A 20,898-nucleotide genomic window follows, 5' to 3' on the forward strand; every position below is an offset into this window, starting at 1 on the left:
CCTTCGCACAGTATCTACGACAGTCCGGGGTACCGCGCCGTCCGAGACGTCACGGTCTCGTGAGGATTGTGCGCGTCGCACGAGGCGATGTCCGCCCGGGTCTCCCCGGTCGCCCGGTTCACACCCGCACAGAAGGTCACACGCGAGGCAATGTCTCCACCCCGATGCCCCCCTCGATCGCCAGGATCCGGTGCAGGCGGGTGGCCACCAGCAGGCGCTGCATCTGCGGCGGCACGCCGCGCAGCACCAGGCGTCGGCCGCAGCGGCCGGCCCGCCGGTGAGCCCCCATGATCACACCGAGTCCGGTGGCGTCCCAGGAGTCCAGTTCGGACAGGTCCAGCACCAGGTCGCCGACTCCGTCGTCGACGGCCGAGTGCAGGACCGTACGGGCGTCCGCCGCGCTCCGGACGTCGAGGCGGCCCCCGACGACCAGCTCGGCATGATCGCCCCTGATGTACATATGCGCTCCCCGTGCGTGCGTCTCGTGCTCCGCGTTCTGATGCCGGTGATGCAACCTCTGACTGCGTGAGGGGGGCAGAGGTTGCTTCTTGTAAGCGAACCGATACCGAATTCACCCGGGGGTGTGATGCTCCCGGGGCATGTGCGGTTTCAGTGCTTGTAGAAGCCCTGCCCGCTCTTGCGTCCGATGTCACCGGCGTCAACCATCCGGCGCATCGACTCGGGAGCCGCGAACTTCTCGTCCTGGGACTCGGTGTAGATGTTGCTCGTGGCGTGCAGCAGGATGTCGACGCCCGTCAGGTCGGCCGTCGCCAGCGGGCCCATGGCGTGGCCGAAGCCCAGCTTGCAGGCGAGGTCGATGTCCTCGGCGCTCGCCACGCCCGACTCGTGCAGCTTCGCGGCCTCGACGACCAGGGCGCAGATGAGACGGGTCGTCACGAAGCCGGCGACGTCGCGGTTGACGACGATGCAGGTCTTGCCGACCGACTCGGCGAACTCCCGGGCCTTGGCGAGGGTTTCGTCGCTGGTCTTGTAGCCGCGGACCAGTTCGCACAGCTGCATCATCGGCACGGGCGAGAAGAAGTGCGTGCCGACGACCCGCTCGGGGCGCTCCGTCGCGGCCGCGATCTTGGTGATCGGAATGGCGGAGGTGTTGGAGGCGAGGACGGCCTCCTCCTTCACGAGCTTGTCGAGCGCGCGGAAGATCTCGTGCTTGACCTCCAGCTTCTCGAACACGGCCTCGACGACGACGTCCGCGTCGGCCACGGCGTCCAGGTCGGTGGTCGCGGTGATCCGGGCGAGGGCGGCGTCGGCGTCGTGCGCCTCCAGCTTGCCCTTGGCGACGAACTTGTCGTACGACGCCTTGATGCCGTCGGTGCCCCGGGTCAGTGCCTCGTCGGTGACGTCGCGCAGGACCACGTCCCAGCCTGCCTGTGCGGAGACCTGGGCGATGCCGGATCCCATGAGGCCGGCTCCGATGACGGCAAGCTTCCGTGCCACTGTGCGACTCCCCTGACGCGCTGTATATGTCTGCTCTCTCGGGCGGACACTAGCGTTCGTGAGGGTCTGTGTGACCAGTAAGTAATGCGCGTCACGTCTCACATGACGGACATCACACCGGCAGGTGTCACCCCGCGCCCCGGACGGCGTAGTTGAGCACCTTCTCGCTCAACAGCTCCTCGATGTCGTCGAGGAGGACGAGCATCTCCCGTGACACTTCGTCCGGGTTGCGCCCCTTGGTCATCTCGCGGCCGATGGCGACGAAGACGGTGCCGTGTGCCCAGCAGATCTGACCGGCGATCAGCCTGGGCAGCGGGTCGGCGTCCTGTGCACCCGTCTCCTCGCGGAGGGTCGCCTCCAGGTTGTCCTGGACCTCCTGCTGGATGCTCCACAGCCGGGAGCGCAGCGGCGGCGCCTCCTCGATGCAGCGCATGAAACGGTCGTAGCCCTCGACGAGGCCCATCCGGGGCGAGACGGCCTCGATCTCGGCGCGCAGCTCGCGCAGCACCGCCCGGGCGGCCGACTCCCCCGCGTCCCGGCCGCGCACCCAGCGGGAGAGCCGGTCGACGACCCCCTGGGAGCGGTCGAAGAAGAGGTCCTCCTTGGCCGGGAAGTAGTTGTAGACGGTGTTCACCGAGACGTCGGCCGCCTCCGCCACGTCCGCGATCGTCACCGTGACGAACCCGTGCTCCAGGAACAGACCGGTGGCGATGTCCGAGATGCGCTGCCTGGTCTCGCGCTTCTTCCGCTCCCTGAGCCCCTCTGCCATACACGAATCCTAGCTTCCTTGGGCTCGGTGAAAATTTGGGGGCGTTGCAAATTTTAAGTGTCTCTGTTTTTCTGGGGGCATGGCAATCATCACTACCTCCGCGCTGGCGCGTACTTTCCAGACCAAACGCGGCCCGGTCGAGGCCGTGCGCGGCATCGACCTGACCGTCCGCGAGGGCGAGATCCTCGGCTTCCTCGGCCCGAACGGGGCCGGCAAGACAACCACCCTGCGGATGCTGACGACCCTGCTGGAACCGTCCGGCGGCGCCGCCACCGTCGCGGGCTGCGACCTGGCGACCGACCCGGCCGGGGTGCGGCGGGCCTGCGGCTACGTGGCGCAGTCCGGCGGGGTGGACCCGCAGATCAGCGTGCGGGAGGAGCTGGTCACCCAGGGGCGTCTGTACCGGCTGACGAAGGCGCGGGCCGCCGAGCGCGCCGGGGAACTCGCCCGCGACCTGGGCCTCACCGAGTTCCTCGACCGCAAGTGCGCGGCGCTCTCCGGCGGGCAGCGGCGCCGTCTGGACATCGCGATGGCGCTCACCCACCGCCCGACGGTGCTGTTCCTCGACGAGCCGACGACCGGTCTCGACCCGGGCAGCCGGGCCGACCTGTGGGACCTGGTGCGCCGGCTGCGCGACGAGCACGGCACGACCGTCTTCCTGACCACGCACTACCTCGACGAGGCCGACGCCCTCTCCGACCGGCTGGTCGTCGTCGATCAGGGAGTGGTCGTCGCCGAGGGCACCCCGAGCGCGCTGAAGCTCCGGTACGGCGGCTCGATCGACGCCTCGCTCCAGGACACCTTCCTCACCATCACCGGCCGCAGTGCCGCGCCGGCCGACCAGACTCCCGTCGCCGTATAGGACGTAGGGACGTAAAGACGAAGAGGATTCCTGATGCTGCTGCACGACACCGCGCTCGTCTACGGGCGCTATCTCCGCCAGTCCCTGCGCTCCCGCTTCGCGCTGCTCTTCGGCGTGCTGATGCCGCTGCTGTACCTGCTGTTCTTCGGCCCCCTGCTGACGGATCTGCCGCTCGGCGGGCGGGGCAGTTCCTGGCAGCTGCTCGTCCCCGGCCTGCTGCTGCAGCTGGGCCTGTTCGGAGCCTCGTTCGCGGGCTTCTCGATCCTCATCGAGAAGGGCCAGGGGGTGGTCGAGCGCATGCGCGTCACCCCCGTCAGCCGACTGGCACTGCTGCTCGGCCGGGTGCTCAGGGACGCCACGGTGTTCGTCTTCCAGGCCGTGCTGCTGGTGCTGGCGGCGGTGGCGATGGGCCTGCGGGCCCCGCTGCCCGGCGTCCTGATCGGGTTCGGCTTCGTCGCCCTGCTCTCGCTCTCGCTGGCCTCGCTGTCGTACGCGCTGGCCATAAAGCTGCACACCCCGCAGACCTTCGGCCCGGCGATCAACGCGCTGACCATGCCGTCGATGCTGCTGTCCGGGCTGATGCTCCCGATGAGCCTGGGCCCGGCCTGGCTGGACGTGCTGTCGCACCTGATGCCGTTCCGCTATCTGGTCGACGCCGTCCGCGACGCCTTCGTCGGCTCCTACGCCACGGCGCACATGCTGTACGGCGTGCTGGTGGCCCTCGGTTTCACGGCCCTGTCCGTGACAGTGGGCACACGCGTGTTCCGAACGGCCGGAGCCTAACTACGCTGGCCACATGGTCAATCTGACGCGCATCTACACCAGGACCGGCGACCAGGGCACGACCGCCCTCGGCGACATGAGCCGGGTCGCCAAGACCGACCTGCGGATCACCGCGTACGCCGACGCCAACGAGGCGAACGCGGTGATCGGCACGGCGATCGCGCTGGGCGGCCTGGACGAGGAGGTCGTCAAGGTCCTCACCCGCGTGCAGAACGACCTGTTCGACGTGGGCGCTGACCTGTCGACGCCGGTGGTGGAGAACCCGGAGTTCCCGCCCCTGCGGGTCGAGCAGTCCTACGTCGACAAGCTGGAGGCGGACTGCGACCGCTTCCTGGAGGGCCTGGAGAAGCTCCGCTCCTTCATCCTCCCCGGCGGCACCCCGGGCGCGGCCCTGCTCCACCAGGCCTGCACGGTGGTCCGCCGGGCGGAGCGCTCGACCTGGGTGGCCCTGGAGGCCCACGGAGAGGTCATGAACCCCCTGACGGCCACCTACCTCAACCGCCTCTCCGACCTCCTGTTCATCCTCGCGAGGACGGCGAACAAGGAGGTCGGGGACGTGCTGTGGGTGCCGGGCGGGGAGCGCTGACCCTCAGGTCCTGTGCCGCGCGCCCTGCCACAGGCCGGCGGCGACCAGCACGCCGCCGACACACATCATCACGATGCCGACCTTCGTGAGGGTGACTACGGGGACCTCCACGTCGCCGGTGAACAGCCACAACCCGAGGCCGATCACGAAGGTGACGATCCCTTCCACCAGGTTCCCGCGGGCCTTGCTCATCGGTGCACCCTCTCCTTCTCCGGCGCGACCTCCGACTCACCCGCCGGAGCCTTCCGCGGCCAGATCCAGTAGCTCAGCGCGATCAGGCCGTGGATGCCCGCCGTGCGCCAGGCCACATAGCGCCAGCTCTCCAGGGACGTGACACGGCTCGGGTCGTCCACGTACCAGATGGCGAGCTGGAGCAGCACCGTCGCCACGGCGGCGCCGATCAGGGTGCCCGTCCAGACCTTGCCCTCGTGACGGGCCCGGGCCATGCCGTAGCGCGGGGGTTTCGGTGGCGGCGGGGCGCCGCCGAGGCGGTGGGCCGCGTGGCCGTCGAGCCATTGCACGGTGCGATGGCCGTGCCCCACTGTGTAGCCGATGTACAGCGCGGCCAGCCCGTGCGTCCAGTTCGGCTCGGCACCGCTCTTCAGGTCCAGCGCGGTGGCGACCAGCAGGACGACCTCCAGCAGCGGCTCGCACAGCAGCAGCGCCAGTCCCGTACGCCGCATGCGCAGCAGGTAGCGGAAGGCCAGTCCGGCCGCCAGCAGCACCCAGAAGCCGATCTCACAGGCGGCGATCAAGGCGACGATCACGGTTCGCTCCTCTCGGTCACCCTTCCAGGCTCCCGGCGGGCGCGGCCGGAATCGTCGTCGCGACTGACGAACCCGCGGTACATCGAAAGATGCAGTCGGGGACCCTTCGCGGGGATCACGCGTGGGGCCCGGCGCCCGTGTTGGATGGGGCCATGGCCGTACGACTCACCCGCCCCCGCCGCTTCGACCTGTACGTCGCGCTGGGCGGTCTGCTCGGCGGGCTGCTGCTCTGGGGGCTCGGCCTGGCCACACGCCCGCACACCGAGGTGTACGTACTGCTGCCGGGCCACTGGCCGGTCCTGCTGCCGCTGCTGGTCATGGCCGGCTGCGAGCTGCTGCGCCGCACCGCCCCGCGCACCGCCCTGCTGATCGGCACGGCGGCGATCGTCCTGGACACCGTCAGCCAGGGCAACCTGGTCACGGTCCTGATGTACACCGACCTCATGTACGCGGCCGTCCTGTACGGCCCGCCCGCCTCGGCGCACCGCATCCCGCGGATCACCGGGCTGCTCTCGTTGGCCGGGGCCGTGGTGCCGTTCGCCCTGTGGCGCGAGCCCGAGGCGCTGCTGATCGGTGTGGTCACGGGCCTCGTGGCCTTCGGCCCCGCCTCCACCGGCCTGATCGTCCGCAACCACCGGGAGGCCGCGGAGGCGGCCCGGCTGCGCGCCGAGCAGACCGCGCTGCTCGCCGAGATGGACCGCACCCAGGCGGTCACCGCCGAACGCGCCCGGATGGCCCGCGAGCTGCACGACATGGTCGCCAACCATCTGTCGGCGATCGCAATCCACTCCACGGCCGCGCTCTCCCTCCAGGATCCGAAGACCTCCCAGGAGGCGCTGACCGTCATCCGCGAGAACAGCGTGGCGGGGCTCGCGGAGATGCGGCGGCTCATCGGAATCCTCCGGGACTCCAGTGGCGACACCGAGCCTGTCGTCGCCCCCACGCTCGACGGTCTCGGTGCCCTGGTCGAGAACGGGCGCGCCAACGGCCTCGACATCACCCTCGACGCCGCCCACGGGACGGTTCCCGCACCCGTCGAACTCGCCGCCTACCGCATCGTGCAGGAATCCCTCACCAACGCCCTCAAGCACGCCGGCCCCGGCCGGGTCACCGTCGCCCTCGCCCGGCAGGACGGTGCGCTGACCGTCTCGGTGACCAGCCCGTACGGCGACCGGGACCAGCCGAGTGCCCCCGGCTCCGGGGCCGGGCTCATCGGCATGCGGGAACGCGCCGCCCTGCTGGACGGCACGTTCGAGGCCGGCCCGGAGGACTCGCCGGACGGCAAGATCTGGGCCGTGCGCGCCACTCTGCCCGTCCACGACACCGTCGAAGGAGAACCCGAATGATCCGCGTCCTGGTCGCCGAGGACCAGTCCGCCGTCCGTGCCGGCCTGGTCCTCATCCTGCGCAGCGCGCCCGACATCGAGGTGGTCGGCGAGGCGGCGGACGGCGAACAGGCGGTGGCGATGGCCCGCGAGCTGCGGCCGGACCTGGTGCTGATGGACGTTCAGATGCCGCGGCTGGACGGTGTGTCGGCGACGAGGCAGGTGGTGGCGGAACGGCTCGCCGACGTGCTGGTGCTGACCACCTTCGACCTCGACGAGTACGTCTTCGGGGCGCTGCGGGCGGGCGCGTCCGGATTCCTGCTCAAGAACACCGAGGCGAAGGACCTGCTGGAGGCCGTGCGGACGGTGGCGCGCGGGGAGGGGCTGATCGCCCCGGCGGTCACGCGGCGGCTGATCGCGGAGTTCGCGGCGAAGCCGGCCCGGGAACCGGCGGCCGATCCGGCCGTCCTCGACCGGCTGACCCGGCGTGAGCGCGAGGTGCTGTCCTGCCTCGGCGAGGGCCTGTCCAACGCGGGCATCGCCGAGCGGCTCGACATGGCCGAGGCGACCGTGAAGACGCATGTCAGCCGTCTGCTGGGCAAGCTGGAGTTGCGCAGCCGGGTGCAAGCGGCGGTGCTCGCGCAGGAGTTGGGGATCTAACGGGTCGCAGACCGCTCCAGGCCAGGGTGGTCCAGACCTATTGACCGGTGGTCCAGACCTTTCTATTCTCACCGCACCATGAGTGGGCGTGAGGCTCAGTCATGCCCCCACAACTCCATCGAGGAGGCGCAGCATGCGCTTCAGACACAGAGCCGCGGCAGGGTTCGCGACCCTGTTGCTCCCGCTGGCCGGTCTCGTCGGCCTCGCGAGCCCGGCCCAGGCCGCGACATCCGCCACCGCGAGCTACACCAAGACGCAGGACTGGGGCTCCGGCTTCGAAGGCAAGTGGACGGTGAAGAACACCGGCACCACGACCCTCAGCTCCTGGACCGTCGAGTGGGACTTCCCCTCCGGCACGTCCGTCACCTCCGCCTGGGACGCCGACGTCACCGCCTCGGGCACCCACTGGACCGCGAAGAACAAGTCCTGGAACGGGACCCTCGCCCCCGGCGCCTCCGTCACCTTCGGCTTCAACGGCAGCGGCACCGGCTCCCCCGCGAACTGCAGGCTCAACGGCGGCAGTTGCGACGGCGGCACCACCGAACCGGGCGACAGCGCGCCCAGCGCCCCCGGCACGCCGACCGCCTCCGACATCACCGACACCTCGGTGAGGCTGTCCTGGTCCGCCGCCACCGACGACAAGGGCGTCAAGAACTACGACGTCCTGCGCGACGGCGCCAAGGTCGCCACCGTGACGGGTACGTCGTACACCGACACGGGCCTGACCAAGGGCACCGACTACTCCTACGCCGTCCAGGCGCGTGACACCGCCGACCAGACCGGCCCGGTCAGCGGCGCCCGCGCGGTGCGCACCACCGGCGGCACGACCGAGCCCCCCAAGGGCGACAAGGTCAAGCTCGGCTACTTCACCGAGTGGGGCGTCTACGGCCGCAACTACCACGTCAAGAACCTGGTGACCTCCGGCTCGGCGTCGAAGATCACGCACATCAATTACGCCTTCGGCAACGTCAAGAACGGCCAGTGCACGGTCGACGACACCTATGCCGCCTACGACAAGGCCTACACCGCCGACCAGTCCGTCAGCGGCACCGCCGACACCTGGGACCAGCCGCTGCGCGGCAACTTCAACCAGCTGCGCCAGCTCAAGGCGAAGTACCCGCACATCAAGGTGCTGTACTCGTTCGGCGGCTGGACCTACTCGGGCGGCTTCGGCCAGGCCGCTGCGAACGCCGCCGCGTTCGCCAAGTCCTGCAAGGCCGTCGTGGAGGACCCGCGCTGGGCCGATGTCTTCGACGGCATCGACATCGACTGGGAGTACCCGAACGCCTGCGGTCTGACCTGCGACACCTCGGGCCCCGCGGCCTTCAGGAACCTGATGTCGGCGCTGCGCACCGAGTTCGGCCCGGACTACCTGGTCACCGCGGCCATCACCGCCGACGGCTCCTCCGGCGGCAAGATCGACGCGGCCGACTACGGCGGCGCCGCGCAGTACCTCGACTGGTACAACGTGATGACGTACGACTACTTCGGCGCCTTCGACAAGGACGGCCCGACCGCCCCGCACTCCCCGCTCACCTCGTACCCCGGCATCCCGCAGGCCGGGTTCAACTCGGCCGACGCGATCGCCAAGCTCAAGGCGAAGGGCGTGCCGTCCGCCAAGCTCCTGCTCGGCATCGGCTTCTACGGCCGCGGCTGGACCGGCGTCACCCAGTCCGCCCCGGGCGGATCGGCGACCGGCGCCGCACCGGGCACGTACGAGGCGGGCATCGAGGACTACAAGGTCCTCAAGAACTCCTGCCCGGCCACCGGCACGATCGCCGGCACGGCGTACGCGCACTGCGGCAGCAACTGGTGGTCCTACGACACCCCGGCGACGATCGCCGGGAAGATGTCCTGGGCCAGGAACCAGGGCCTGGGCGGAGCGTTCTTCTGGGAGTTCAGCGGCGACACCGGCAACGGCGAGCTGGTGACCGCCATCGACAACGGGCTCGGCTAGGGCGTGTCCGTAAAGTCCCGTCGTCCGCCCGAAGGGCGGGCCCCGCGGCGTCCGGTGCGTGCTCTGGGGGTCCCCCCGGCCGAAGGCTGGCGGAGTGGCGGGCGGACGCCCGCGTACTGGTTGTACGCGGGCGTCCGCCCGGTGCGGCGAGTGGGGGCACCTCCCACGCACTCAAGGCAGTGGGGGAGCGTGCCGGGCGTCGCGGGGCAGGCGGGACTCTGCGGACACGCCCTAGGAACGACTAAGCCACATTGACGCGCTGACCGGGCGGGGCTGCCTCAAGCCACGCGAGAAAACCGGTCAGCGCGTCCTCGCTCATGGCCAGCTCCAGCCGGGTCCCCCGGTGCAGACACGCGAGGATCACATGGTCGGAGAGCAGCGCCAGCTCCTCCTCGCCCTGCGGGACCCGGCGGCCGGCCACCTCGATCGCGGAACGCTCCAGGATCCGGCGCGGGCGGGGTGAGTAGGAGAAGACACGGAACCACTCGACGCGGTCGCCGTTGTACCGGGCCACCCCGTACGCCCAGCCCTTGCCATTGGTGTCGCCCTGCTCCGGGGTGTCCCAGCGCAGGCTGGCGTCGAAGGTGCCGCCCGAGCGCTGGATGAGCCGGCGGCGCAGACCGAAGACGAAGAGTCCCACCACCACGACGGCCACGACAATTCCGCACACAGTCAGAGCGAGGACCATCGACACCGACCTCCTCGTCTCCTAGGTAACGGAACGTAAAAAACACCCACATCCGCCTCAGCCGCGGCTGGGTCCGGATCTCTCCGGTACCCAGCCGCGGCTGAGTGACGTCATCACACGACGGGCTGCGTCAGCGCGCCGCCGTGGCCGCACGCAGACGGACGTCCGCGCGGCGCTGGGCCTCCGCGTCATCCTCCGCCTTCGCACGCTCCAGCTCCTGCTCCGCGCGCTGGACATCGATCTCGTCCGACAGCTCCGCGACTTCGGCCAGCAGCGAGAGCTTGTCGTCCGCGAACGAGATGAAACCGCCGTGGACCGCGGCGACGACCGTCCCGCCATCACTCGTACGGATGGTCACCGGGCCCGACTCCAGCACACCGAGCAGCGGCTGGTGACCGGGCATGACGCCGATGTCGCCGGACGTGGTGCGCGCGACGACCAGGGTGGCCTGGCCGGACCAGACCTCACGGTCGGCCGCGACCAGCGCGACGTGCAGCTCAGCAGCCAAGGGTGGCTCCTCGGGTCACCACCCGGCTCTCGTGCCGGGTGTTGCGAACAAGTCTAGTAGGGCGCCGAGCACCTCGGTGCCGGACCCCGGCCCCGGGACTCTGCCGGGGGTCTGGGGGTTGTCCCCCAGGCAATGCAGCAGTAGGCGTGACGGAGGGGGCGGGACGCGCCCGCCCCCTCCGGTATGAGCACGAGGCTCATGTGTCGAGCGCGAGGCTCAGGAGACGCCCAGCTCCTTCGCGTTCTTCTTCAGGTCCTCGAGACCACCGCACATGAAGAACGCCTGCTCCGGGAAGTGGTCGTACTCGCCGTCGCAGATCGCGTTGAACGCGGCGATCGACTCGTCCAGCGGCACGTCCGAACCGTCCACGCCGGTGAACTGCTTGGCGGCGTGGGTGTTCTGGGACAGGAAGCGCTCCACGCGACGGGCACGGTGGACGACGAGCTTGTCCTCCTCGCCGAGCTCGTCGATACCGAGGATCGCGATGATGTCCTGCAGGTCCTTGTACTTCTGCAAGATGTTCTTCACGCGCATCGCGGCGTTGTAGTGGTCCGCCGAGATGTACCGCGGGTCGAGGATGCGGGACGTCGAGTCCAGCGGGTCCACGGCCGGGTAGATGCCCTTCTCGGAGATCGGACGGGACAGCACCGTCGTCGCGTCGAGGTGGGCGAAGGTCGTGGCCGGGGCCGGGTCGGTCAGGTCGTCCGCGGGGACGTAGATCGCCTGCATCGAGGTGATCGAGTGACCACGGGTCGAGGTGATGCGCTCCTGGAGGACACCCATCTCGTCGGCCAGGTTCGGCTGGTAGCCCACCGCGGAGGGCATACGGCCGAGCAGGGTCGACACCTCGGAACCGGCCTGGGTGAAGCGGAAGATGTTGTCGATGAAGAACAGCACGTCCTGCTTCTGGACGTCACGGAAGTACTCCGCCATCGTCAGGCCGGCCAGGGCCACGCGCAGACGGGTGCCCGGGGGCTCGTCCATCTGACCGAAGACCAGGGCGGTCTTGTCCAGAACGCCGGACTCTTCCATCTCCGCGATGAGGTCGTTGCCCTCACGGGTGCGCTCGCCGACGCCCGCGAAGACGGAGACGCCCTCGTGGAGGTTGGCGACACGCATGATCATTTCCTGGATCAGCACGGTCTTGCCGACACCGGCACCACCGAACAGACCGATCTTGCCGCCCTTGACGTACGGGGTGAGAAGGTCGACGACCTTCAGGCCCGTCTCGAACATCTCGGTCTTCGACTCGAGCTGGTCGAACGCGGGGGCCTTGCGGTGGATGGACCAGCGCTCGCCCTCGTAGGTCTCGTCGCTGTTCAGCACCTCACCGAGGGTGTTGAACACCTTGCCCTTGGTGAAGTCACCGACCGGGACGGAGATGCCCGCGCCGGTGTCGATCACCGGGGCCTGGCGAACCAGGCCGTCGGTGGGCTGCATGGAGATCGCGCGGACCAGGCCGTCACCCAGGTGCTGGGCGACCTCCAGGGTCAGCGTCTTCTTCTCGCCCGCGAGCGCCGGGTCGGCGACCTCGACGTGCAGGGCGTTGTAGATCTCGGGCATCGCGTCGACGGGGAACTCCACGTCGACGACCGGGCCGATGACCCGGGCGACGCGGCCCGTAGCCGTCGCGGTCTCAACAGTGGTGGTCATTTATCGGTCACTCCCCGCGGTCGCGTCGGCCAGGGCACTGGCGCCACCGACGATCTCGCTGATTTCCTGGGTGATTTCGGCCTGGCGGGCCTGGTTGGCAAGCCGGGTGAGCGTCTCGATGAGCTCACCGGCGTTGTCGGTGGCCGACTTCATCGCGCGCCGCGTGGCGGCGTGCTTGGAGGCGGCCGACTGGAGCAGCGCGTTGTAGATCCGGCTCTCCACGTAGCGCGGCAGCAGGGCGTCCAGGACGTCCTCCGCCGAGGGCTCGAAGTCGAACAGCGGGAGGATCTCGCCCTTGGGCTTCGCCTCCGCCGCGACCTCTTCGAGGCTGAGCGGCAGCAGCCGGGCCTCGATGGCCGTCTGCGTCATCATCGACACGAACTCGGTGTAGACGATGTGGAGCTCGTCCACGCCGCCCTGAGCCGTCTCCGTCTCGATCGCCTCGATCAGCGGGGCCGCGACCTTCTTGGCGTCCGCGTACGACGGTTCGTCGGTGAAGCCCGTGAACGACTCCGCGACCTTGCGCTCGCGGAAGTTGTAGTGGGCCAGACCACGGCGGCCGACGATGTAGCTGACGACCTCCTTGCCCTCACCCTCGAGCTTCGCCGTGAGCCTCTCCGCGGCCTTGATGGCGTTGGAGTTGAAGGCGCCGGCCAGACCGCGGTCGCTCGTGAGGAGCAGGACCGCGGAGCGGGTCGGGTTCTCCGGCTCCGTCGTCAGCGGGTGCTTGGTGTTCGATCCGGTGGCCACCGCCGTGACCGCCCGGGTGAGCTCGGTCGCGTACGGCGTGGACGCCGCCACCTTGCGCTGCGCCTTGACGACGCGCGAGGCGGCGATCATCTCCATCGCCTTCGTGATCTTCTTGGTCGCGGTGACGGATCGGATGCGACGCTTGTAGACCCGGAGCTGGGCTCCCATGAGTCAGGTCCCTTCCTTACGTCACTTGCCGGCAGCCGGGGCGTCCTCGCCGAGCAGCTTGCCGTCGGAGGTCTCGAACTGCTTCTTGAACTCCGCGATGGCGTCGGCCATGGCCTGGAGGGTGTCGTCCGACATCTTCCCGCCCTCGCGGATGGAGGTCAGCAGGCCCTGCTCCTTGCGGTGCAGGTACTCCAGCAGCTCCTTCTCGAAGCGGCGGATGTCAGCGACCGGAACCTCGTCCATCTTGCCGGTGGTGCCGGCCCAGATGGAGACGACCTGGTCCTCGGTGGCCATCGGCTGGTACTGCGGCTGCTTCAGCAGCTCGACCATGCGCTGACCACGCTCCAGCTGCGCCTTGGACGCGGCGTCCAGGTCGGAACCGAAGGCGGCGAACGCCTCCAGCTCACGGAACTGGGCGAGGTCCACACGCAGACGGCCGGAGACCTGGCGGATCGCCTTGTGCTGGGCGGAACCACCGACTCGGGAGACCGAGATACCGACGTTCAGCGCGGGGCGCTGACCGGCGTTGAACAGGTCCGACTCCAGGAAGCACTGGCCGTCGGTGATGGAGATGACGTTGGTCGGGATGAACGCCGAGACGTCGTTGGCCTTCGTCTCGACGATCGGCAGACCGGTCATCGAGCCCGCGCCCATCTCGTCGGAGAGCTTCGCGCAGCGCTCCAGCAGACGGGAGTGCAGGTAGAAGACGTCACCCGGGTAGGCCTCACGGCCCGGCGGGCGGCGCAGCAGCAGCGACACGGCGCGGTAGGCGTCGGCCTGCTTCGACAGGTCGTCGAAGATGATCAGGACGTGCTTGCCCTGGTACATCCAGTGCTGGCCGATGGCCGAACCGGTGTACGGCGCCAGGTACTTGAAGCCGGCCGGGTCGGACGCCGGGGCGGCGACGATGGTCGTGTACTCCAGCGCGCCGGCCTCCTCCAGAGCGCCGCGCACGCCGGCGATGGTGGAGCCCTTCTGGCCGATGGCGACGTAGATGCAGCGGACCTGCTTGTTCGGGTCGCCGGTGCGCCAGTTGTCGCGCTGGTTGATGATGGTGTCGACGGCCAGGGCGGTCTTGCCGGTCTGGCGGTCACCGATGATCAGCTGGCGCTGGCCACGGCCGATCGGGGTCATCGTGTCGACGGCCTTGTAGCCCGTCTCCATCGGCTCGTGCACCGACTTACGGACCATGACGCCCGGAGCCTGCAGCTCCAGGGCGCGACGGCTGTCGGTCTCGATCTCGCCGAGGCCGTCGATCGGGTTGCCGAGGGGGTCCACGACGCGGCCGAGGTAGCCCTCGCCGACCGCGACGGACAGGACCTCGCCGGTACGGCTGACCGGCTGCCCCTCCTCGATGCCGCTGAACTCGCCGAGGACGACGCAGCCGATCTCGCGCTCCTCGAGGTTGAGGGCGAGACCGAGGCTGCCGTCCTCGAACTTCAGCAGCTCGTTGGCCATGACCGAGGGCAGACCCTCGACCTTCGCGATACCGTCGCCGGCGAAGGTGACCGTACCGACCTCCTCGCGCGAGGCCGCGTCCGGCTTGTACGCCTGGACGAAGTTCTCCAGCGCGTCCCGGATCTCCTCCGGCCGGATCGTGAGCTCCGCCATCTGGGTTCCCTGCTCTCCTTGTTGGGCCCGAAGTTTCACTTTGGGGGTCTGGGGGCGACCCCCAGGATTCTTCTGCACGGCCCAACCAGGGCCGTCGTAAGTACGTTGTGCCTATTGAGTTGCTGCTCAGCCCGCGAGCCGGCGGCTGGCGTCCTCGATGCGGTCCGCGAGGGAGCCGTTGATGACCTCGTCGCCGACCTGCACCCGGATTCCGCCGATGACCTCGGGGTCCACGTCCAGGTTGAGGTGCATCGTGCGCCCGTAGAGCTTCGCGAGGGCAGCGCCCAGGCGCTGCTTCTGCACGTCGCTCAGCGGTACCGCCGAGGTGACGGTGGCGACCATGCGGTCCCGGCGCTCGGCGGCGAGCTTGGACAGGGACTCCAGTCCCGACTCCAGGCTACGTCCCCGCGGCGCGGTCACAAGGCGCGTCACCAGACGCTCGGTGGCCGCCTGCGCCCGGCCGCCGAGCAGGCTGCGCAGCAGCTCGCTCTTGGCCGAGGTGGTGGCCTTGCGGTCGGTCAGCGCGGCACGCAGTTCGATGCTGCCGGAGACGATCCGCCCGAAGCGGAACAGCTCGTCCTCGACGTCGTCGAGCTTGCCCGCCTTCTGCGCGGCGGTGAGGTCGGCGGTGCTGGCCAGCTCCTCCAGGGCGTCCACAAGGTCGCGCGACTGCGACCAGCGGGAGCGCACCATTCCGGCGACCAGGTCGGCGGCCGGGCCGCTGACCTGGGTGCCGAGGAGACGCTGGGCCAGTTCGGCCTTGGCCTCGCCGGCCTGCGCCGGGTCGGTGAGGACCCGACGCAGCGACACCTCGCGGTCGAGCAGCGCGGTGACGGCGGCCAGTTCGTCGGCGAGCGCGCCGGCGTCCACGGACGTGGAGTCCGTCAGCGCGTCGAGACGCTCTCGTGCGGCTGCCAGGGCCTCGCGGCTCGCTCCGTTCATCGGCCGGCCTCGGCCTTCTCCTCGAGGTCGTCGAGGAACCGGTCGATCACGCGGCTCTGGCGGGCGTGGTCCTCGAGGGACTCGCCGACGAGCTTGCCGGCCAGGTCGGTGGCGAGCTTGCCGACGTCCTGACGGAGCGCGGACGACGCGGCCTTGCGGTCGGCCTCGATCTGGGCGTGGCCCGCGGCGACGATCTCCTCGCGCTGACGCTGGCCCTCGGCCCGCATCTCGGCGATGAGCGCGGCACCCTGCTCCTGCGCCTCCTGGCGCAGGCGCGCGGCCTCGTGCCGGGCCTCGGCGAGCTGTGCCTTGTACTGCTCAAGGACGCTCTGGGCCTCGACCTTCATGGTCTCGGCCTCTTCGATACCGCCTTCGATCGCCGCGCGGCGCTCCTCCAGAACCTTGTTGATGTTCGGAAGCAGCTTCTTCCAGAAGAAGAAGAACACGATGGCGAAGGCGATGGTGCCGACGAGCAGCTCGGGGCCGGGAGGAACGAGCGGGTTCTGCTCTTCCTCGGCCGCCAGCTGCACCAGGTTGGCGATCACATCAGTGCCTTTCGTCGATACGTGTCGGTAGGGAAGTCTTACTTCGTACCGAACACGAACGGCATGACGATGCCGATGAGGGCGAGCGCCTCGCAGAAGGCGAAGCCCAGGATCTGGTTGGCGCGGATCAGGCCCGCGGCCTCGGGCTGGCGGGCGAGGGCCTGGGTGCCGTTACCGAAGATGATGCCGACGCCGATGCCGGGGCCGATAGCCGAGAGGCCGTAACCGACGGAACCGATGGAACCGGAGACAGCGGCGAGGGTCTCAGTGGCAGCCATGCTGAATCTTCCTTCTCTTAACGGACCGGTGGGGGTTGGCCACCGGACGACCGGGGTGGGATGGGGGCTCAGTGGTGCTCGGCGAGAGCGCCCTGGATGTATGTACAGGCAAGGAGTACGAAGACGTACGCCTGGACGGCCTGCACGAAAAGCTCGAAGCCGATCATGGCGATGGTCATCACGAAGGAGACACCGGCCGCCGGGACCATCCAGCTGTTCAGGAGGTACCAGGAGGCGACGGTGAACATGACCAGCATCAGGTGGCCGGCGAACATGTTGGCGAACAGTCGCACCGCGTGCGTGAACGGCCGGACGAGCAGGTTCGAGAAGAACTCGATGACCATCACGAGCGGCAGCACCGGGCCGAGCGACTTGTCGTAGCCGGTGACGTTCTTGAAGAACCCGACGAAGCCGTGCCGCTTGAAGGTCAGCGACACCCAGGTCACGTAGACGATCGCGGCCAGGACCGCCGGGAACGCGATGATCGACGACACCGGGAACTGCGCCAGCGGGACCACGGACCAGATGTTCATGATCCAGATGAAGAAGAACAGCGAGACCATGAACGGTACGTACTTCTCGCCCTCCTTCTTTCCGAGGGTCTCGTAGACGATGCCGCGGCGGACGAAGTCGTATCCGGCCTCACCGACCATCTGCAGCTTGCCCGGCACCACCTTGGCCTTGCCGAAGGCCGCGTAGAAGAAGCCGATGATGAGAATGGTCGTGATGATGGCGAGCAGCATCACCTTGTTGAACTCGACCCCCCCCACCGTGGCGAGCGGCTTGAAGAGGAACGAGTGCAGGCCCGGAGCCGGAAAACCACACCCGTTGTCGGACATGATCCGACAGCTCCAGTCAAAGGCGAGCTGGGTCTGGTCAGCACTCACCACGGGCTCCTTCGGCGTGACGCATGGGTACGGCAACCTCGTTGTGTCGGCGCGGCGCGCAGCCGCGGGTCGGCACCGGACTGGTGTTACGGATGTGGGGGCGGCTGAGGGGCATCGAGCCTCGCGTTCGAGCAGGCGTCAGCTCAGATGCCCGCGCCCGCGATGCCGCAGTTGGCACCGGACGATAGCAGGAGTTCCCAGTGCTCTTTATCGCGCCCCTACTCGTCACGACGGGGACCCGGTCTTCTCGGGCTTCTCGCTCTTCTCGGAGTCCGGGTCGATGTAGAAGATCTTGGCCTTCATATGCGCACGAGCCTGCGCAGCCATCCACACGACGGTCGCGACGACGAGCCCGGCGGCGAACGTCCTCGCGTTGAAGAATGAGGTGTCCTTGAAGAGGGCGACGAAAATCAGGAGCAGCAGCAACTGGGCCGTGTAGAGCATCAGCCCCATGGCCTGGAACAACTGCGGGAGCGTTTTTGCCGTCCGCTGCAGGACGTACAGACCGATCCCCATGAAGAGGATGGCCAGGACCGTGCCGACGGCTGCTCCGAGGGCTCCCTTGCCTCCGGCCAGCACGCCGCTGACGGCGACGGCGACCACACCGGCAGCCGCTGTGGGCACAGCGCACTGCAGAAGGTTCCGGGCGTCATTGGACGGCATGGCGGCAACTCCGCTTTCGCAGGGGGCAGGGGTGTCGTCATGGACGAGCGTAGTCCCGGGCTGAGTGGAGACCTCACACCAATGGACCGTCGCACTGCGGTCCTTCGGCTCTATCCGGGGGGTTCTCGTGAACCGTATCACAAACTATTTGATGCAGTCTTTACCTGAGGGTGTGCGGGCAGTCACACATGAGAGTGAAGCTGCGCGTCTGTGCAAGAACAGTGCCGACTTGTCTGGTATTGGGGTGCTTCGCTCCCCCATCGCAACCCCACGACTTGGCAATGCTCTAGTCAGATTCTTACCTTGTCCCGACTCTTACCTGGTCCCGGCCTTGCGCCGGTCCACCGGACGCGAGCGGGCGCCGATGGCGGTCGCCCCGTTGACTCCTGCGACGCCGGACACCACCGGGGCGCGGTTCCCGGGCGCGACCGAAGCCGGCTGCTCCGCGGCGGACGCCGGCGTCGAGGCGTCGGGCGCCAGGGCCGGGAGGCCGCGGCGCCGGTAGCGCGGCGGCACGAACCGCTCCATCCAGCGCGGGGTGCGCGGCGTGAAGCGCGGCAGCAGGAGCAGCGCCAGACCGATCGCGCTGAGGAAGACGATGCCCAGAACGATCCACATGGACGCCGAGTTGACCGAGTAGGCCAGCGCCCCGAAGGCGATGAGCGCCGACCAGAAGTACATGATCAGCACGGCCCGGCTGTGCGAGTGGCCGATCTCCAGCAGGCGGTGGTGCAGGTGGCCGCGGTCGGCCGCGAACGGCGACTGGCCACGCCAGGTGCGGCGCACGATCGCCAGGATCAGGTCGGCGGCCGGGACCGCGATGATCGTCAGCGGCAGCAGCAGCGGGATGTAGACGGGGACCGTCTGGTGCACGGCCTCCTTCTCCGACCCGACGTACAGGTTGAGCGCGTCCGGGTCGACCTGCCCCGTGACGGAGATCGCGCCGGCGGCCAGCACCAGGCCGATCAGCATCGAGCCCGAGTCGCCCATGAAGATCCGCGCCGGGTGCATGTTGTGCGGCAGGAAACCCAGGCACATGCCCATCAGGATCGCCGAGAAGAGCGTGGCGGGGGCTGCGGCCTCGATGCCGTACGAGTACCAGATCCGGTAGGCGTACAGGAAGAACGCGGTGGCCGCGATGCAGACCATGCCGGCCGCGAGACCGTCCAGGCCGTCGACGAAGTTGACCGCGTTGATCGTGATGACGACCAGCGCCACCGTCAGCAGGGTGCCCTGCCACTGCGTGAGCGCCACCGAGCCGATGCCCGGGATGGGCAGCCACAGGATCGTCAGACCCTGCACGACCATCACGCCCGCGGCGATCATCTGGCCGCCCAGCTTGATCAGGGCGTCGATCTCGAACTTGTCGTCCAGCACACCGATCAGCCAGATCAGGGCCGCGCCGGACAGCAGTGCCCGGGGTTCGTTCGAGGCCTGGAAGACCTGGTTGAGGTTGGTCAGGTGGTCGGCGACCAGCAGGCCCGCGCACAGGCCGAAGAACATCGCGATCCCGCCGAGCCGCGGAGTGGGTTCCCGGTGCACGTCACGTGCCCGGATCTCCGGCATCGCTCCTGCCACGATCGCGAACTTCCGTACCGGCCCTGTCAGCAGATACGTCACCGCGGCCGTGATGCAGAGCGTCAGCAGGTATTCACGCACGGGCTTCCCCACAGGTCTCGCTGGCCATCACAGCCCCACACCCTAGCGATGCGCGCATATGAGTGGGGACTTCCGGGTAGCGACGATGGTTGCACGAGTAGCTGTGCACCCTGGTGCGCTTACCCCGTCTCAACGGGGATACGGCGTAAATCCACCGGCCAGCTCCCGTACTTCTTCACGGGCTCTCGCGGTCTCGGTCACGCCCCTGAGCACCCCCGCGAGGAGCTTGGCGATCCGCGCCATCTCCGCCTCTCCCATGCCCTGTGTGGTGACGGCGGCCGTGCCCAGCCTGAGCCCCCGGGCGTCGCCGTGCGGCAGGGCGCAGCAGTCCATGACCAGGCCGGCCGCGGCGAGACGGCCCCGGGCGGTGCGGCCGTCGACGCCGAGCGGCGCCGGGTCGGCGGTGATCAGATGGGTGTCCGTGCCGCCCGTGGTGACGACCAGTCCCTCGGCGGCCAGCCGGGCCGCGAGAACCCTCGCGTTGGCGACCACCTGATGGGCGTACACGGCGAACGCCGGTGTTGCCGCCTCCCCGAACGCGACCGCCTTGGCCGCGATGGTGTGCATCTGCGCACCGCCCTGTGTGAAAGGGAACACGGCCCGGTCGACCCGCTCGGCCAGCTCCGCGCGGCACAGGATCATGCCGCCGCGCGGGCCCCGCAGCACCTTGTGGGTCGTCGCACAGACGATGTCCGCGTACGGCACCGGGTTCGGCGCCGCTCCCCCGGCGACGAGCCCGATGGGGTGCGCGGCGTCCGCGACGAGGTACGCGCCGACCTCGTCGGCGACCTCACGGAAGAACGCGTAGTCGATGTGCCGGGGGTAGGCGATGGAGCCGCACACGATCGCCTTGGGCCGGCGCGTGCGCGCCAGGGTGCGCACCTGCTCGTGGTCCATCAGCCCGGACTCGGCCTCCACGCCGTATCCGACGAAGTCGAACCAGCGGCCGGAGAAGTTCGCCGGCGACCCGTGCGTCAGGTGGCCGCCGTAGGGCAGGCCGAGGGCGAGGACGGTGTCGCCGGGGCGCAGCAGGGCGGCGTAGGCGGCCAGGACGGCCGAAGAGCCGGAGTGGGACTGGACGTTGGCGTGCTCGGCGCCGAACAGCACCCTGGCCCGGTCCACGGCGACGCGTTCGGCGACGTCGGCGATCTCGCAGCCGCCGTGGTGCCGCGCTCCGGGGTAGCCCTCGGCGTACTTGTTGGCGAGCGGCGAGCCGAGGGCGGCCAGGACGGCCGGCGAGCTGAAGTTCTCGGCGGCGATCAGCTGGAGCGTGGTCGCCTGCCGCTCCCGCTCGCCGAGCAGGATGTCGGCGAGTTCGGGGTCCTGGCGGCGCAGGAGGTCGGCCTCGATGGCAGGGGTGACCGTCATGGTGGGCTCCGG

Annotated in this window: 23 protein-coding genes; 6 read left to right on the forward strand and 17 right to left on the reverse strand. The window is 69.2% G+C overall.

The window, feature by feature from the left end; genetic code table 11:
- Positions 1 to 136: 136 nt before the first annotated feature.
- From ACIBL4_RS37295 to ACIBL4_RS37305, 3 genes are all read right to left on the reverse strand, one after another.
- The gene (locus ACIBL4_RS37295) at positions 137 to 460 is read right to left on the reverse strand and encodes an STAS domain-containing protein (protein WP_030246483.1); all 324 of its coding nucleotides are present in this window, start codon (positions 458 to 460) and stop codon (positions 137 to 139) included.
- A gap of 149 nt (positions 461 to 609) precedes the next feature.
- Entirely contained in the window at positions 610 to 1,458 is an 849-nt protein-coding gene (locus ACIBL4_RS37300) for a 3-hydroxyacyl-CoA dehydrogenase family protein (RefSeq protein WP_356924543.1), read from the reverse strand.
- A 127-nt stretch (positions 1,459 to 1,585) separates the two neighbouring features.
- Positions 1,586 to 2,227 (reverse strand): TetR/AcrR family transcriptional regulator, encoded by a 642-nt coding sequence (locus ACIBL4_RS37305; RefSeq protein WP_399416250.1) that lies wholly within the window; start codon positions 2,225 to 2,227, stop codon positions 1,586 to 1,588.
- Positions 2,228 to 2,306: 79 nt separating this feature from the next.
- Here ACIBL4_RS37305 and ACIBL4_RS37310 point away from each other — a divergent pair, with 79 nt between their 5' ends.
- The 3 genes from ACIBL4_RS37310 to ACIBL4_RS37320 are packed head-to-tail and all read left to right on the forward strand — an operon-like array spanning position 2,307 to position 4,458.
- Entirely contained in the window at positions 2,307 to 3,089 is a 783-nt protein-coding gene (locus ACIBL4_RS37310; RefSeq protein WP_399416251.1) for an ABC transporter ATP-binding protein, read from the forward strand.
- A gap of 33 nt (positions 3,090 to 3,122) precedes the next feature.
- Complete coding sequence (locus ACIBL4_RS37315; protein ID WP_399416252.1) at positions 3,123 to 3,872, forward strand: ABC transporter permease; 750 nt, start codon at positions 3,123 to 3,125, stop codon at positions 3,870 to 3,872.
- Between the two features lie 13 nt (positions 3,873 to 3,885).
- A complete protein-coding gene (locus ACIBL4_RS37320; RefSeq protein WP_399416253.1) occupies positions 3,886 to 4,458 on the forward strand; it encodes a cob(I)yrinic acid a,c-diamide adenosyltransferase in 573 nt (190 codons plus the stop codon).
- 3 nt (positions 4,459 to 4,461) lie between these two features.
- Here ACIBL4_RS37320 and ACIBL4_RS37325 read toward each other — a convergent pair whose 3' ends face one another.
- Positions 4,462 to 4,650, reverse strand: a complete 189-nt coding sequence (locus ACIBL4_RS37325) for a DUF5708 family protein (protein ID WP_399416254.1) — start codon at positions 4,648 to 4,650, stop codon at positions 4,462 to 4,464.
- Positions 4,647 to 5,225, reverse strand: a complete 579-nt coding sequence (locus ACIBL4_RS37330; protein ID WP_399416255.1) for a hypothetical protein — start codon at positions 5,223 to 5,225, stop codon at positions 4,647 to 4,649. Before ACIBL4_RS37330 ends, ACIBL4_RS37325 begins: the two co-directional genes overlap by 4 nt.
- A gap of 152 nt (positions 5,226 to 5,377) precedes the next feature.
- On the opposite strand from ACIBL4_RS37330, the gene ACIBL4_RS37335 reads away from it, so the two are divergent.
- The 3 genes from ACIBL4_RS37335 to ACIBL4_RS37345 all read left to right on the forward strand — a co-directional run bounded on the left by ACIBL4_RS37335 (position 5,378) and on the right by ACIBL4_RS37345 (position 9,166).
- A complete protein-coding gene (locus ACIBL4_RS37335; RefSeq protein WP_399416256.1) occupies positions 5,378 to 6,571 on the forward strand; it encodes a sensor histidine kinase in 1,194 nt (397 codons plus the stop codon).
- On the forward strand, positions 6,568 to 7,209 hold the full coding sequence (locus ACIBL4_RS37340; RefSeq protein WP_399416258.1) for a response regulator: 642 nt from the start codon (positions 6,568 to 6,570) through the stop codon (positions 7,207 to 7,209). The genes ACIBL4_RS37335 and ACIBL4_RS37340 overlap by 4 nt, the downstream gene beginning before the upstream one ends.
- Before the next feature lie 133 nt (positions 7,210 to 7,342).
- Complete coding sequence (locus ACIBL4_RS37345) at positions 7,343 to 9,166, forward strand: glycosyl hydrolase family 18 protein (protein ID WP_399416259.1); 1,824 nt, start codon at positions 7,343 to 7,345, stop codon at positions 9,164 to 9,166.
- A gap of 241 nt (positions 9,167 to 9,407) precedes the next feature.
- Here ACIBL4_RS37345 and ACIBL4_RS37350 read toward each other — a convergent pair whose 3' ends face one another.
- The 12 genes from ACIBL4_RS37350 to glyA all read right to left on the reverse strand — a co-directional run bounded on the left by ACIBL4_RS37350 (position 9,408) and on the right by glyA (position 20,886).
- Positions 9,408 to 9,854, reverse strand: a complete 447-nt coding sequence (locus ACIBL4_RS37350) for a DUF2550 domain-containing protein (RefSeq protein WP_399416260.1) — start codon at positions 9,852 to 9,854, stop codon at positions 9,408 to 9,410.
- A 130-nt stretch (positions 9,855 to 9,984) separates the two neighbouring features.
- The gene (locus ACIBL4_RS37355) at positions 9,985 to 10,362 is read right to left on the reverse strand and encodes a F0F1 ATP synthase subunit epsilon (protein WP_053670581.1); all 378 of its coding nucleotides are present in this window, start codon (positions 10,360 to 10,362) and stop codon (positions 9,985 to 9,987) included.
- Between the two features lie 216 nt (positions 10,363 to 10,578).
- The gene (gene atpD, locus ACIBL4_RS37360; RefSeq protein WP_399416261.1) at positions 10,579 to 12,015 is read right to left on the reverse strand and encodes a F0F1 ATP synthase subunit beta; all 1,437 of its coding nucleotides are present in this window, start codon (positions 12,013 to 12,015) and stop codon (positions 10,579 to 10,581) included.
- Positions 12,016 to 12,933, reverse strand: coding sequence for a F0F1 ATP synthase subunit gamma (locus ACIBL4_RS37365; RefSeq protein ID WP_399416262.1), 918 nt, complete (start codon positions 12,931 to 12,933; stop codon positions 12,016 to 12,018).
- Between the two features lie 21 nt (positions 12,934 to 12,954).
- On the reverse strand, positions 12,955 to 14,544 hold the full coding sequence (atpA, locus tag ACIBL4_RS37370) for a F0F1 ATP synthase subunit alpha (RefSeq protein WP_059417212.1): 1,590 nt from the start codon (positions 14,542 to 14,544) through the stop codon (positions 12,955 to 12,957).
- Positions 14,545 to 14,670: 126 nt separating this feature from the next.
- Complete coding sequence (locus ACIBL4_RS37375; protein ID WP_399416263.1) at positions 14,671 to 15,486, reverse strand: F0F1 ATP synthase subunit delta; 816 nt, start codon at positions 15,484 to 15,486, stop codon at positions 14,671 to 14,673.
- On the reverse strand, positions 15,483 to 16,031 hold the full coding sequence (locus ACIBL4_RS37380) for a F0F1 ATP synthase subunit B (protein ID WP_086852629.1): 549 nt from the start codon (positions 16,029 to 16,031) through the stop codon (positions 15,483 to 15,485). Before ACIBL4_RS37380 ends, ACIBL4_RS37375 begins: the two co-directional genes overlap by 4 nt.
- 38 nt (positions 16,032 to 16,069) lie before the next feature.
- The gene (locus ACIBL4_RS37385; RefSeq protein ID WP_053670587.1) at positions 16,070 to 16,309 is read right to left on the reverse strand and encodes an ATP synthase subunit C; all 240 of its coding nucleotides are present in this window, start codon (positions 16,307 to 16,309) and stop codon (positions 16,070 to 16,072) included.
- A 68-nt stretch (positions 16,310 to 16,377) separates the two neighbouring features.
- The gene (atpB, locus tag ACIBL4_RS37390) at positions 16,378 to 17,148 is read right to left on the reverse strand and encodes a F0F1 ATP synthase subunit A (protein WP_399416292.1); all 771 of its coding nucleotides are present in this window, start codon (positions 17,146 to 17,148) and stop codon (positions 16,378 to 16,380) included.
- Positions 17,149 to 17,421: 273 nt separating this feature from the next.
- Positions 17,422 to 17,859: a hypothetical protein gene (locus ACIBL4_RS37395; protein ID WP_354741901.1), complete on the reverse strand. Its 438-nt coding sequence runs from the start codon at positions 17,857 to 17,859 to the stop codon at positions 17,422 to 17,424.
- Between the two features lie 315 nt (positions 17,860 to 18,174).
- Positions 18,175 to 19,518, reverse strand: coding sequence for an MraY family glycosyltransferase (locus ACIBL4_RS37400; RefSeq protein WP_399416264.1), 1,344 nt, complete (start codon positions 19,516 to 19,518; stop codon positions 18,175 to 18,177).
- 129 nt (positions 19,519 to 19,647) lie between these two features.
- On the reverse strand, positions 19,648 to 20,886 hold the full coding sequence (glyA, locus tag ACIBL4_RS37405; protein ID WP_399416266.1) for a serine hydroxymethyltransferase: 1,239 nt from the start codon (positions 20,884 to 20,886) through the stop codon (positions 19,648 to 19,650).
- Positions 20,887 to 20,898: the final 12 nt, after the last annotated feature.

The sequence above is a fragment of the Streptomyces sp. NPDC050416 genome (genome assembly GCF_044458845.1).
GTDB lineage: Bacteria > Actinomycetota > Actinomycetes > Streptomycetales > Streptomycetaceae > Streptomyces.

What these genes read in the sequence shown, in the direction of transcription:
- ACIBL4_RS37375 (WP_399416263.1), bottom strand. Translation starts at nt 15,486, where the DNA reads ATGAACGGAGCGAGCCGCGAGGCCCTGGCAGCCGCACGAGAGCGTCTC.
- atpD (WP_399416261.1), bottom strand. Translation starts at nt 12,015, where the DNA reads ATGACCACCACTGTTGAGACCGCGACGGCTACGGGCCGCGTCGCCCGG.
- ACIBL4_RS37385 (WP_053670587.1), bottom strand. Translation starts at nt 16,309, where the DNA reads ATGGCTGCCACTGAGACCCTCGCCGCTGTCTCCGGTTCCATCGGTTCC.
- ACIBL4_RS37395 (WP_354741901.1), bottom strand. Translation starts at nt 17,859, where the DNA reads ATGCCGTCCAATGACGCCCGGAACCTTCTGCAGTGCGCTGTGCCCACA.
- ACIBL4_RS37350 (WP_399416260.1), bottom strand. Translation starts at nt 9,854, where the DNA reads ATGGTCCTCGCTCTGACTGTGTGCGGAATTGTCGTGGCCGTCGTGGTG.
- ACIBL4_RS37325 (WP_399416254.1), bottom strand. Translation starts at nt 4,650, where the DNA reads ATGAGCAAGGCCCGCGGGAACCTGGTGGAAGGGATCGTCACCTTCGTG.
- ACIBL4_RS37365 (WP_399416262.1), bottom strand. Translation starts at nt 12,933, where the DNA reads ATGGGAGCCCAGCTCCGGGTCTACAAGCGTCGCATCCGATCCGTCACC.
- ACIBL4_RS37305 (WP_399416250.1), bottom strand. Translation starts at nt 2,227, where the DNA reads ATGGCAGAGGGGCTCAGGGAGCGGAAGAAGCGCGAGACCAGGCAGCGC.
- ACIBL4_RS37315 (WP_399416252.1), top strand. Translation starts at nt 3,123, where the DNA reads ATGCTGCTGCACGACACCGCGCTCGTCTACGGGCGCTATCTCCGCCAG.
- ACIBL4_RS37340 (WP_399416258.1), top strand. Translation starts at nt 6,568, where the DNA reads ATGATCCGCGTCCTGGTCGCCGAGGACCAGTCCGCCGTCCGTGCCGGC.
- ACIBL4_RS37295 (WP_030246483.1), bottom strand. Translation starts at nt 460, where the DNA reads ATGTACATCAGGGGCGATCATGCCGAGCTGGTCGTCGGGGGCCGCCTC.
- atpA (WP_059417212.1), bottom strand. Translation starts at nt 14,544, where the DNA reads ATGGCGGAGCTCACGATCCGGCCGGAGGAGATCCGGGACGCGCTGGAG.
- glyA (WP_399416266.1), bottom strand. Translation starts at nt 20,886, where the DNA reads ATGACGGTCACCCCTGCCATCGAGGCCGACCTCCTGCGCCGCCAGGAC.
- ACIBL4_RS37310 (WP_399416251.1), top strand. Translation starts at nt 2,307, where the DNA reads ATGGCAATCATCACTACCTCCGCGCTGGCGCGTACTTTCCAGACCAAA.
- ACIBL4_RS37335 (WP_399416256.1), top strand. Translation starts at nt 5,378, where the DNA reads ATGGCCGTACGACTCACCCGCCCCCGCCGCTTCGACCTGTACGTCGCG.
- atpB (WP_399416292.1), bottom strand. Translation starts at nt 17,148, where the DNA reads ATGTCCGACAACGGGTGTGGTTTTCCGGCTCCGGGCCTGCACTCGTTC.
- ACIBL4_RS37320 (WP_399416253.1), top strand. Translation starts at nt 3,886, where the DNA reads ATGGTCAATCTGACGCGCATCTACACCAGGACCGGCGACCAGGGCACG.
- ACIBL4_RS37345 (WP_399416259.1), top strand. Translation starts at nt 7,343, where the DNA reads ATGCGCTTCAGACACAGAGCCGCGGCAGGGTTCGCGACCCTGTTGCTC.